Genomic DNA, 12,340 nt, shown 5'->3' with positions numbered 1-12,340 from the left:
CGACCGACACAGCGTTCGCACTCATACATCATAGACTCTCGCTTTTCAGTGAACTTGTTTCCACACTCTGTACAAACCTTTTCAACCTTTTGTCTTTGCTCTGTTGTCATTTTCATCTTTCATTCCCCCATTCGTTTTTTTGTACTCCTCTGTACTCATACAGCTTCTTTTCTTAAAACTAATATATAACAGAAGGTGTGACCTTGTCACCGAATTCGGATAAAAGCGGTTATTTGACGACAGAATACAAAAGAGTGCGACGGAATAAAAAGAACAATTTGAATTGCAAAAAAATTCAGCGTGCCTAGTGAATAGCACACTGAATTTACTTCTTTACATGATTAAACTGTAGACCATTACCGCAACGATGATCACAAGAGTGATGACAAGCATCGTCCACTGGGCATTATCCGGCTTTTCGGGTCTGCTATCCCATTTTTGCATGGTGTAACACTTCCCTTCATAAAATTAACTAAATACCTTTTGTCTTATTAGTTTCCCCTCGCATTTGGAATTAAACCCACAGTTTATTTCCAATTGAAAATTACAAACATATTGAATAAAAATAGAAAAGAAATAACGAACCGCGCATTGAATCAACACCTTCCACACCTAGCAAACGCTTACATATAAAGAAGTTCAAAGATTTGAAAGAAAGTCCGTTAAATAAACGCACAATTTAGAACCTTCTTGTGTTCAATCCGATTTTTTCATGTTATTATGAGTAAACGTTAGGTAACGGAGGTTAAATTATATATTATGAAGGTGAAAAGTATGGAAACCCAAAGTATTCAAGTAGAAGATATCTTAATTGCTAATCAGCTACTAAAGGATGTAGTAGCACACACACCGTTACAGAAAAATGATCGTCTATCGGAAAAATATGACTGCCATGTATATATTAAACGCGAAGACTTGCAGCACGTGCGTTCATTTAAATTACGCGGTGCTTATTACAAGATGAAGCGAATCGAATCAGAAGCGCGTAAGCAAGGAATTGTTTGTGCGAGTGCAGGAAACCACGCGCAAGGCGTGGCTTACGCTTGTGCCAAACTGGATATCGACGGCAAGATTTTCATGCCACAAACAACACCTAAACAAAAAGTAAATATGGTGAAAATGTTCGGGCGCGACCGCATTGAAATCATTTTGGTCGGCGACACATTTGATGATTGCTTCGAAAAGGCCATCGAATTGGTGGATAAAGAAAAGCGCATCTTCATTCACCCATTCAATGACAAAGATATTATCGCAGGGCAAGGTACGGTTGCGGTAGAAATCATGAATGATATCGAAGAGCCAATTGACTATGTTTTTGCGAGTATTGGCGGCGGCGGTCTAATGTCCGGACTAAGTACGTACATAAAGAACCTATCCCCTCACACAAAGATGATTGGTGCTGAACCAGCCGGTGCTGCTAGTATGAAAGCTTCCATTGACGCACAGAAAGTAGTTCCCCTACAAACAATCGATAAGTTTGTAGACGGTGCAGCCGTTAAATGCGTCGGAGACTTAAACTACGAAATTTGTAACGATTATGTAGAAAACATCGTCAGCGTCCCTGAAGGAAAAGTATGTACCGCTATTCTAGATCTATACAACGAACACGCAATCATCGCAGAACCCGCAGGCGCGTTACCGATTGCGGCACTTGATTTCTATAAGAATGAAATCAAAGGAAAATGCGTAGTTTGTGTCATTAGCGGCGGCAACAACGACATCGGACGAATGCAAGAAATTAAAGAAAAGTCGATGATCTACGAAGGTTTGCTGTATTACTTCCTAGTCGACTTCCCACAACGAGCAGGCGCACTACGTCAGTTCCTCGACTCAGTACTCGGACCTGATGACGACATTACAATGTTTGAATATACGAAGAAAAACAACAAAGAAAGCGGTCCAGGTCTCGTCGGCATAGAAATCAAACGCATAGAAGACTACAACGGCCTTATCGCAAGAATGGAAAAAAACGGCTTCCCTTACAAAGAAGTAAACAAAGACAGCACTCTATTCGGTCTGTTGATCTAACAAAAACGCCTGATACACATCGTATCAGGTGTTTTTTGTTCACGGAAATTGAATGGCCAGAAATAGGTTAGTAGTCCGCTATTTATGATAATGCTGAGGACCCTTTCCGAAGGGCGTCCGCCTAAAGCACATAGTATTGCTACCCTTCAAAATTTCAACACTCTACTTCGTTGAAATCCCATCCATGTTTCCAAAATAAAATATTCGGGTAATTTAATAGTAAAACGCGCACAATATGCACATGCTGTACATACATAAGAAGGAATCTTTTTATGCAATTTACAGGGAGGCGGTGACTTGAACGTGAGCACCCAACGAAACAAGCATAGAAAAATAAGTGTAGCGATTCTCTTTATTATTCCCCTGCTCATTCTAGCCAGTCTCGCGATTCCTCACTTTACCACCATTAGAACTGGTGCAGATGTCTATCTACAAACCGAACCCATCACCCAAGAAGACGCCAATGAAAACTACATCGTCTTACGCTATGAAGTGGAAAAAGTACCAAAAGAACGCATGTCCGATAGCTTAGTGACGCTATTGAAAGCATCCGCGGAATTAGGTCAGACAAAAGTATTTGGCGTACTGGAAAGACGCGATGGAGTCGACCAGCTAGTCTTTCTTAGTGAAAAACAACCAACAGAAGGTGTCTACCTAGCTGGCTGGCTACCACAAACAACTGAACGCGAATACAGAGAAAGTGATCATTATATTGTGAACTTCGGTCTGGATCGCTTTTACGTGCCGAAAAAAGGGCATCGGGTATCAGCAGATAGTCTACACAATGTAACAACAACTGCTCACTTTAAAGTACGGAATGGGCATGGAATTTTACGCGGAGTAGAGGCAAAATAATAAGAAGCAGAAAGGATGAGTAAACCTCTTCCTTTCTGCTTCTTTTTATAGGCCAAGCGAAATATATTTTACTTCCAAGTACTCATCCATACCTTGGTGACCGCCTTCACGTCCGAGTCCACTTTGTTTTAATCCACCAAATGGCGCTTGTGGTGTGGAAGGTAATCCGTCATTTAATCCGACAATCCCATATTCAAGAGCCTCACACACTCGAATCCCTTGCGTAATGTTTTCGGTAAAGACATAAGCGGCAAGTCCGTAAATCGAATCATTGGCACGTTGAATCACTTCTTCGGTCGTTTCAAACAACGTAATCGGTAAAACAGGACCAAATGTTTCGTCTTTCATACAGAGCATATCATCCGTTACGCCTTTAAGCACAGTTGGCGCATAGATTAAGCCTTCGATCCGCTCACCGCCTGTTACCGCTGTCGCTCCTTTGGCTACTGCATCCGCCACATGTTCTTCTACCTTTTTAACTGCAGAATCATCAATCAATGGTCCGATTTTCACGCCTTCTTCCAGACCATTACCGACTTTCAATGCTTTCGTTTGCTCACTAATTCGCTGCGTGAACTCTTCCGCGATAGATGAATGAACATAGATCCGATTCGCACAAACACACGTCTGTCCTGCGTTACGGAATTTTGCTGCGATGATTCCCTCGACCGCTTTATCAAGATCCGCATCTGCCATAACAATTGCAGGTGCATGTCCACCAAGTTCCAATGAAATTTTCTTCATCGTATCCGCTGCACCTTTCATCAACTCTTTACCAACTTCTGTAGAACCGGTAAATGTTAATTTGCGTACGCGTTCATCTGACTGCCATGCGGCTGAAATCTCACTTGCACTACCTGTTACGACGTTCATCACACCATCTGGAATCCCCGCTTCTTTAGCAAGTTCCACTAGACGAATCGCTGTTAGCGGTGTTTGAGAAGCTGGTTTCATCACGACTGTACAGCCCGCGGCAAGTGCCGGACCGACTTTCCGTGTAATCATCGCTGCCGGAAAATTCCACGGCGTAATGGCCGCTACGACGCCTACTGGTTGTTTATGGACAAACAATCGCTTAGATGATTGTGATGCAGGAATTGTTTCTCCATAAATCCGCTTTCCTTCCTCCGCATACCAGCTAATAAAGCCATTCGCATAGCGTATTTCACCAAGCGCTTCAGCTAACGGCTTGCCTTGCTCCGTTGTCATCGTCTTCGCCAAACTGTCTTCATGTTGTTCAATCAACGCATGCCACTTCATGAGTAATGCGCTACGTTCGTACGCCGAGCGCGCAGACCACTCGGCTAGCGCTTGTGAAGCTGCATCTACTGCTTGCGCGGCTTCATCTGCCCCGCCTTTTGGTACTGTTGCGATTATTTTGCCCGTTGCCGGATTGACTACATCGATTGTCGGCAAATCAGATCCTATCCACTTGCCTTCGATCATCATGTGGACTATATCCATCGTTTATCTCTCCTTTATTTGGAATCATTGACACGTTCAACCGGAATATCCGCCACTATGTCATTTAATACCCAACTGGCGAGAATCAAACCAGCGACGGACGGACAAAATGCATTCGACGCTGGCGGCATTTTGGCTTTTCGGATTGCCGCGTTGGGATTGCCAACAGTTTCAACTACATCTTCACGCACGACGATTGGACTTTCATCGGAGAACACGACAGGTACACCTTTAGGAATACCAAGCTTGCGTAAACGAAGACGCATAACTTTCGCTAGTGGATCAGTATGCGTTTTAGAAATATCAGCAATTCTAAATCGAGTCGGATCGGTCTTATTGGCAGCACCCATACTTGAAATCACTTTGACTCCGCGCGCTAAACATTGCTGAATTAAATGAATTTTATAGCTAATTGTGTCTGATGCATCGATAACATAATCAGGCTTGTACGAGAAAAACTCTTCCGCCGTTTCTTCGGTGTAAAACATATGTAGATCGATTACTTCACATTCTGCGTTAATATCCGCAATACGCTCTTTCATGACCGCTGACTTAGAGCGTCCAACGGTTGAAAGGTAAGCTACTAATTGACGGTTAATATTGGTGATGTCAATTGTGTCTTTATCGACTAAGATGATCCGTCCAACACCTGTACGCGCACATGCTTCAGCCGCGAATGAACCAACGCCACCCACTCCTAGAATAGCCACTGTCTTGCCTTTCATCCGTTCTACGCCTTCTGTACCTATAGATAATTCATTTCTTGAAAACTGATGTAACATGCCATCCATCCTTTGTTGTGGTTTAGTGTATCTTGCTTTTTATTATAAAGGAAAGGTGCAGTGTACGCACTTATTCCGCTAGTTTTTCATCTAGCTAAGCGGCGCTTTCCACTTTTGAATTACATCTAGTTGTAAGCGCCAGCCTCTCGGTCACTTCGGTCTTTCCAAAAAGGTGCAAGTGCACACCTTTGTTGGAAAGCCCTCCAGTGCCTGTCGAGGCTGAGCGGCGCTTTCCGCTTTTGAATTACATCTAGTTGTAAGCGCCAGCCTCTCGGGACGTTTCAGACTAGCAGTAAAGGCAAAGGACGCCTTTATTGCTAGTCCTCCAACGCCTGTCGAGGCTAAGCGGCGCTTTCCACTTTTGAATTACAACACACAAAAAACCTCCTTGCAATTATTGCAAGGAGGTTTGTAAGTTTGATAGAAAGTAAAAATCCCGACTGTGCCGTCTTTGAATATCGCTTTGAACCCGCTAAAAGCAGGTGGGTGTCCTATATAACACTTTTGACGTCCCGGTTAAAGGCATGCCAGCTGGGCTATAACTCAGACTCCCGACGATTTGATGTTGGGTCAATGCTAATTTACAAATGACGAACACTTCAGGACTTTTACTAACTTTATCTTATCACATGTTTTTTTATAATTCAATCAATTTAAATAAACTGTTTGAAAAATAGTTGGTTCCTCACTTTTTAACAGGTTCAGCTGCCACTTTAATCCCAAGCTCTTTTAATTGTGCTTCGTCTACAGCACTAGGAGCTTCAGTTAATAAGTCGCTTGCACTCGCTGTTTTAGGGAATGCGATTGTGTCGCGTAAGTTTGTGGATCCAGCGAGCAACATAACGATACGGTCTAGACCGAATGCGATTCCGCCGTGTGGAGGAGTTCCGTATTCAAATGCATCCAACAAGAATCCGAATTGCTCTCTCGCTTGTTCTTCGGTAAAGCCAAGTGCTTTAAACATCGCTTCTTGTACTTCACGCTGATAAATACGCAATGATCCGCCACCAAGCTCGTAACCGTTCAATACTAAGTCATATGCTTGCGCTTTGACCTTTTCAGGATTTGTTGTCAATTGTTCAACATCCGCTGGCATCGTGAATGGATGGTGAGCAGCATAGTAGCGGCCGTCTTCTTCGTCGTATTCGAATAGCGGCCATTCTGTTACCCATAGGAAGTTGTATTGAGACTGATCGATTAGCTCAAGGTCTTTACCTAACTTCAGACGCAATGCGCCAAGTGAATCCGCAACGACTGATTTCTTATCCGCTCCGAAGAGGAATAGGTCTCCTGTTTCACCTTGTCCCGCTGCTTTTAGTGCTTCGCCGATTTCGCCGTCGAAGAATTTAGCAATTGGACCGTTGAAGCCGTCTTCCGTTACTTTCAACCAAGCCAAACCTTTTGCACCGTATACTTTTGCAAATTCGCCTAGTGCGTCGATATCTTTACGAGAGTATTTTTCCGCCGCACCTTTGACGTTGATTAATTTAACTTGTCCGCCTGTTTCTACAGCACCTGTAAACACTTTGAATGAAGAGTCTTTAACAATCTCAGATACGTCTGTTAACTCCATTCCAAAGCGTGTGTCCGGCTTATCTGAACCAAAACGGCTCATCGCTTCATCGTATGGAAGGCGTTTGAATGGCGCTTCAATCTCTACACCTTTTACGTCTTTCATGACTTTTTGAATTAAACGTTCGTTCAGCTCCAAAATGTCTTCGATTGACATGAAGCTCATTTCCATATCGATTTGAGTGAATTCCGGCTGGCGGTCTGCACGCAAATCTTCATCACGGAAACAGCGAGCGATTTGGTAGTAACGGTCGAAACCAGATACCATCAATAGCTGTTTAAATAGTTGTGGTGACTGTGGCAATGCGTAAAACTCGCCTTCGTGCACACGGCTTGGTACGAGATAGTCACGCGCGCCTTCTGGAGTTGATTTTGTTAGGATTGGCGTTTCAACTTCTAGGAATCCTTCGTCATCTAAGAAATTACGCACCGTTTTTGTAATGTCTGAACGCATTTTGAAAACTTTAGCTAGCTCAGGGCGACGCAGGTCTAAGTAGCGGTATTTTAGACGTGTTTCTTCGTTTACGTCTGTGTCGTCTTCAATTGTGAATGGTGGATTTTTTGATTCGTTGATAATTTTTAATTCGGCGACTTGGACTTCGATTGCGCCTGTTGAAATGTTGTTGTTTTTTGTGCGCTCTTCACGTTCGATGACAAGACCTTTGACTTCGATAACGTATTCATTACGCAATGTTTCCGCGATTTCTAGTGCTTCTTTAGAGATGTCGGGGTTAAAGACGGTTTGGACGATGCCCGCGCGGTCGCGGACGTCAATGAAGATCAGTCCTCCGAGGTCGCGACGCTTTTGTACCCAGCCTTGAAGAGTAACTTCTTGGCCAATTTGTTGTTCTGTTAGATTTCCACAATAATGTGTGCGTTTCATAATAATTGCACTGCCTTTCTGGTGTTTGGATTTTAGTTTGAGAATAAAAGTTAGTGTTGTCAAAGGGAGCTGCGCTACAGTCGGGACGCTTTCCAGGGGGCGTGGTCCTTGAGCCGCTTCCCTCCTATATGAAGACTATAAGTAGTTTTAGACTTCATTTTAGTTATTGTGTGACTTTGTACTGCTTCTTTACTTTTTTTAAGTTCAAAATCAAAATCATACAATAATTACAAAGTACAAGAAAAGTATCACGTACTCTTTAAGTAGGGATTGTAATGCAGAGCGGCGACTCCCGCGGGAAAAGCATGAGCCTTGAGACATCGCAGGAACGCAGTGACGAGGAGGTTCAAGCCATGCCCGCAGGAAAGCGTCCGCTCGGAACGAAAATCCCCTTTGCACTCACAAAGGCTTACTTCGTCAACTCATCAATCAACTCGTCAATAGGGACTTTTTTCTGTTGTCCGTCTGCCATGTTTTTAAGTTGGACGGAGTTTTCGTTTACTTCGTCTTCACCAATAACGATCACATGATTAGCTTGCAGGCGGTCTGCGGATTTCATTTGGGCCTTCATCTTGCGGTCCATGTAATCCATTTCACTGCATAATCCATTTTCTCTTAATTTGCCTAAGATCTCGAAGCCTTTTGCACGGGCTGCGTCGCCTAGCGTGACAAGATAAACGTCAAGTGATGGTTCGTCTGTCCAAGCTTTGTCTTCTGCGTCGAGCGCTAATAATAGACGTTCAATACTTAGTGCGAAGCCGATGCCGGGTGCTGCTGGTCCACCGATTTCTTCAGCAAGTCCGTTGTAGCGTCCGCCACCACATAACGTCGTGATCGCACCAAAACCTTTAGAAGTGCTCATAATTTCAAACGCTGTGTGGTTGTAGTAATCAAGTCCACGCACAAGGTTCGGATCGTATTCATATTCAATGCCTGCGAGTTCCAAGTAGTGTTTCACTTTTTCGAAATAAGCAGATGACTCTTCGTTCAGATAATCTGCCAACGAAGGGGCTGTTTTCATCAATGGATGCTCTCTATCCACTTTACAGTCCAAAATACGCAATGGATTTTTCTCCAGACGGTTTTGGCAGTCCGAACAGAATTCACCGATATGTGGGCTGAAGTGTGCAATTAATGCTTCACGGTGTGCGTTACGGGATTCTTTATCACCTAGTGAATTCAGCACGAGCTTAATGTCGGATAAACCTGCACGTTTATAGATTGTCATCGCAAGTTCAATCACTTCTGCATCAATTGCTGGATCATCACTACCAATTGCTTCTACGCCAAACTGAACGAATTGACGGTAGCGACCTGCTTGCTGACGTTCGTAGCGGAACATAGGACCTGTGTAATACAACTTCACGGGTTGATCTGCGTAGCCAAACATTTTATTTTCAACGAATGAACGAACGACAGGTGCCGTACCTTCCGGGCGCAATGTCATCGAACGATCGCCTCGGTCGGTGAATGTGTACATCTCTTTTTGCACGATATCTGTCGTGTCACCGACTGTGCGTTGGAATAATTCCGTTTGTTCAAAAATAGGTGTGCGGATTTCTTTGTAGTTGTAAACGTCGCAAATCGAACGGGCGATTTTTTCAACGCGTTGCCACTTCCAAGAAGCATCAGGTAAAATATCCTGTGTTCCGCGGGGGACTTTAAAGTTCATAGGTAAGACTCCTTTCAATGGTCTGATAGCAGGTAAGAAAACACAAAAAAGCTCCCATCCCTAAAAAACTAGGGACGAGAGCTTGTAGCTTCCGCGGTTCCACCCAAATTGACACAAAATGTGCCCACTCGAATCCGGATAACGGCCGGTTCCGTCCACGCCTACTAATTTCAGCATGAATCCTCCATGGTGTTGTTCGCTTTGTTGTTCTGTCAGGGAATTTCAGCCACGTTCCCCGTTCTCTTTCCAGCCGGTTGCAAAGGTACTTTCCATATCATCGGTAAATAAATTAATTCGATTACTCTCTATGTTAGTCGTATCTGCTCGACCTGTCAACATTTTTGGCGAATGCAGGCCGTTCGTTGAAAAAAGTCTACTTCGATTCGATCAGCAATGTCACCGGTCCGTCATTCGTCAACCGAACGTCCATCATTGCACCAAACGTTCCTGTTTCGACTACTAGTCCTTGCACACGCAGTTGTTCATTGAAATACTCCCAAAGCGGTTCAGCATCTTCAGGTCTAGCTGCCTCAATGAAACTAGGACGTCTACCTTTTTGAACATTACCGTACAGCGTGAATTGGGAAACAGAAAGAATCGCACCTTCTACTTCATTGATGGAACGATTCATCTTACCGTCTTCATCTTCGTAAATCCGTAAACCTGCAATCTTTTTCGCTACATAGTTAGCATCGGATTCACTATCTCCGTGAGTGATACCTACTAATAACACATAGCCTGTTTCGATGGAGCCAACGATTTCACCATCGACTGTTACAGACGCATCTTTTGCCCGCTGTAAAAGTACCCGCATGCTAGCCCCTCCTTTTAATTCATCACACGTTCTACAGAATAAACATCTTTAATTTGCTTAATTTTCTCGACCGTACGCTGTAAATGCGTAATGTTCTGAATCTTAATCGACATATGAATATGTGCGATATCATCTTTATCTGCTTTACCACTGACCGCGCTAATCGGCGTATTCATATCCGCCACGACCATCATCACTTCATTCAATAAACCTTGGCGATCGAATGCCGAAATTTCGATATCCACTTGGAATTCTTTACGAATTTTATCATCTTGCAAAGCCCATTTAACTTCAATAAGTCGTTCCTGCTGGTCTTGTTCTGATAACAAGTTCGGACAATCCGTGCGGTGGACTGAAACACCTCGTCCTCTCGTGATAAAGCCGATGATTTCGTCACCGGGTACTGGGTTACAGCACTTAGAAATACGAATCAGCATATTGTCTATGTCTTTGACGATGACACCTGATTCCGTCTGTTTTTCCGGCTGAGGTGCTTTCATATCTGAGACAATTTTATCAATCGTCTCTTTTTTCTCACGTTCTTTACGCATTCGTTCCGCTAATCGATTGACGACTTGTTGCGCGGTGATGCCTCCAGAACCTACTGCAGCATACATGTCTTCCTCTGAAGTGAAACTGAACTTATCAATTGTCCGCTGAATATTATCATGATTTAACGCTTCTTTTGCATCATATTCTTGCGCCTTCAACTCCCGCTCGACCATTTCACTGCCTTTGTCGATATTTTCATCGCGCAATTGCTTCTTGAAATATTGGCGGATTTTGTTTTTCGCTTGCGAAGTATGTGCGAGTTTTAACCAATCTCGGCTCGGACCAAATGATTGCTTCGACGTAAGAATCTCGACGATATCTCCTGTCGAAAGTGACGAATCGAGTGGAACAATTTTGCCGTTGACTTTCGCTCCAGTCGTTCGATTGCCGACTTCAGAGTGTACACGATAGGCAAAGTCAATTGGCACAGAACCCGTCGGTAATTCGACAACATCTCCGTCCGGTGTAAAGACATAAACCATATCCGAGAATAAATCAAACTTTAATGATTCCATAAATTCCTGCGCATTGGAGGATTCATTTTGGATTTCCAAGATTTCGCGGAACCATGTCAATTTCGAATCAATATCATTCGAAGGCCTTGCCATCTGCTTGCCTTCTTTATATGCCCAGTGTGCCGCCACACCAAATTCAGAAATTCGGTGCATTTCTTCTGTACGAATCTGCACTTCCAACGGATCTCCTGCTGGCCCTACGACTGTTGTATGAATAGATTGATACAGATTTTGCTTCGGCATGGCAATATAGTCTTTGAAACGACCTGGCATCGGCTTCCATAATGTATGGATAATTCCTAGCGCCGCATAGCAATCTTTAATGCTTTTAACGACAATGCGAACCGCTAAAAGATCATAAATTTCCGTGAATTCTTTTTTCTGGATGACCATTTTTTGATAAATAGAGTACAAATGTTTTGGTCGGCCATGAATTTCTGCAGCGATGCCCATATTGTCGAGCTCGCCACGCATTTGACTCATAACATCTTGTAAATATTGTTCACGTTCTGTACGTTTTTGTTTCATCAGATTCACGATCCGATAGTATTGCTGAGGATTGGAGTAACGTAATGCGATGTCTTCGAGTTCCCATTTAATTGTGGAGATTCCTAGACGATGTGCTAGCGGAGAGAAGATTTCCAATGTTTCTTCTGATACGCGACGTTGTTTAGCGGCCGGAACATGTTTCAATGTCCGCATATTATGCAAACGGTCTGCTAGTTTGATTAAGATGACGCGGATATCCTGCGCCATAGCGATGAACATTTTACGGTGGTTTTCTGCCTGTTTTTCTTCATTGGATTTAAATTTCAATTTATCTAGTTTGGTCACACCATCTACTAGCATCGCGACCTCTTCACCGAAGTCGCGAATAATGTCTTCTCGACACACTTCTGTATCTTCCACAACATCATGCAAGAAGCCAGCTGCCACGGTTTCAGGGTCCATTTGAAGTTCAGCTAAAATACCAGCCACTTGAATTGGATGGTTGATATACGGTTCACCTGAACTTCTAAACTGCCCCTCATGCGAAGCTTTTGCCACAACATATGCCTTCTTAATAAAATCGACATGTTCTTCGTTCATGTACTTGGCGACAAGCTCAAATATATCTTGTTCTGTCATGTCTTGATTTTTCGCCATACTCTTACCCCTTTCAACCTATTCCGAAATATTCAGATAATTTATCTATTATATGTA

Annotated in this window: 8 protein-coding genes, 1 other RNA gene and 1 other annotated feature; of the genes, 2 read left to right on the top strand and 7 right to left on the bottom strand. The window is 43.4% G+C overall.

Annotated elements, in window-relative coordinates:
• Window positions 1-774: 774 nt before the first annotated feature.
• Together ilvA and CSV79_RS05595 are read left to right on the top strand one after the other, a co-directional pair.
• Window positions 775-2,028 carry a threonine ammonia-lyase IlvA gene (gene ilvA, locus CSV79_RS05600; RefSeq protein WP_369824924.1) on the top strand — a complete coding sequence of 418 codons (1,254 nt, stop codon included), beginning with the start codon at window positions 775-777 and terminating at the stop codon, window positions 2,026-2,028.
• Window positions 2,029-2,331: 303 nt separating this feature from the next.
• A complete protein-coding gene (locus tag CSV79_RS05595) occupies window positions 2,332-2,883 on the top strand; it encodes a GDYXXLXY domain-containing protein (protein WP_233201378.1) in 552 nt (183 codons plus the stop codon).
• Window positions 2,884-2,928: 45 nt separating this feature from the next.
• On the opposite strand, the gene CSV79_RS05590 is transcribed toward CSV79_RS05595, so the two are convergent.
• From CSV79_RS05590 to CSV79_RS05560, 7 genes are all read right to left on the bottom strand, one after another.
• Window positions 2,929-4,347 (bottom strand): NAD-dependent succinate-semialdehyde dehydrogenase, encoded by a 1,419-nt coding sequence (locus CSV79_RS05590; protein ID WP_099688055.1) that lies wholly within the window; start codon window positions 4,345-4,347, stop codon window positions 2,929-2,931.
• 14 nt (window positions 4,348-4,361) lie between these two features.
• Entirely contained in the window at window positions 4,362-5,129 is a 768-nt protein-coding gene (locus tag CSV79_RS05585) for a tRNA threonylcarbamoyladenosine dehydratase (protein WP_099688054.1), read from the bottom strand.
• A gap of 429 nt (window positions 5,130-5,558) precedes the next feature.
• Window positions 5,559-5,738: non-coding RNA, 6S RNA (ssrS, locus tag CSV79_RS05580), on the bottom strand.
• A gap of 76 nt (window positions 5,739-5,814) precedes the next feature.
• Window positions 5,815-7,584 (bottom strand): aspartate--tRNA ligase, encoded by a 1,770-nt coding sequence (aspS, locus tag CSV79_RS05575; protein WP_099688053.1) that lies wholly within the window; start codon window positions 7,582-7,584, stop codon window positions 5,815-5,817.
• Between the two features lie 409 nt (window positions 7,585-7,993).
• On the bottom strand, window positions 7,994-9,256 hold the full coding sequence (gene hisS, locus CSV79_RS05570) for a histidine--tRNA ligase (RefSeq protein WP_099688052.1): 1,263 nt from the start codon (window positions 9,254-9,256) through the stop codon (window positions 7,994-7,996).
• Window positions 9,257-9,323: 67 nt separating this feature from the next.
• Window positions 9,324-9,543, bottom strand: a binding site (T-box leader).
• 86 nt (window positions 9,544-9,629) lie between these two features.
• A complete protein-coding gene (gene dtd / locus CSV79_RS05565; RefSeq protein WP_099688051.1) occupies window positions 9,630-10,070 on the bottom strand; it encodes a D-aminoacyl-tRNA deacylase in 441 nt (146 codons plus the stop codon).
• Window positions 10,071-10,084: 14 nt separating this feature from the next.
• Window positions 10,085-12,283, bottom strand: coding sequence for a RelA/SpoT family protein (locus CSV79_RS05560; protein WP_099688050.1), 2,199 nt, complete (start codon window positions 12,281-12,283; stop codon window positions 10,085-10,087).
• Between the last annotated feature and the right edge of the window lie 57 nt (window positions 12,284-12,340).

It is taken from the genome of Sporosarcina sp. P13, assembly GCF_002743055.1.
GTDB lineage: Bacteria > Bacillota > Bacilli > Bacillales_A > Planococcaceae > Sporosarcina.
Note: the sequence above shows the minus strand (reverse complement) of the source record. Positions and strands in the feature narration are given on the sequence as shown.

Coding starts and splice junctions, on each gene's coding strand:
- ilvA (WP_369824924.1), top strand. CDS start 775: ATGGAAACCCAAAGTATTCAAGTAGAAGATATCTTAATTGCTAATCAG.
- CSV79_RS05590 (WP_099688055.1), bottom strand. CDS start 4,347: ATGGATATAGTCCACATGATGATCGAAGGCAAGTGGATAGGATCTGAT.
- CSV79_RS05585 (WP_099688054.1), bottom strand. CDS start 5,129: ATGTTACATCAGTTTTCAAGAAATGAATTATCTATAGGTACAGAAGGC.
- aspS (WP_099688053.1), bottom strand. CDS start 7,584: ATGAAACGCACACATTATTGTGGAAATCTAACAGAACAACAAATTGGC.
- hisS (WP_099688052.1), bottom strand. CDS start 9,256: ATGAACTTTAAAGTCCCCCGCGGAACACAGGATATTTTACCTGATGCT.
- dtd (WP_099688051.1), bottom strand. CDS start 10,070: ATGCGGGTACTTTTACAGCGGGCAAAAGATGCGTCTGTAACAGTCGAT.
- CSV79_RS05560 (WP_099688050.1), bottom strand. CDS start 12,283: ATGGCGAAAAATCAAGACATGACAGAACAAGATATATTTGAGCTTGTC.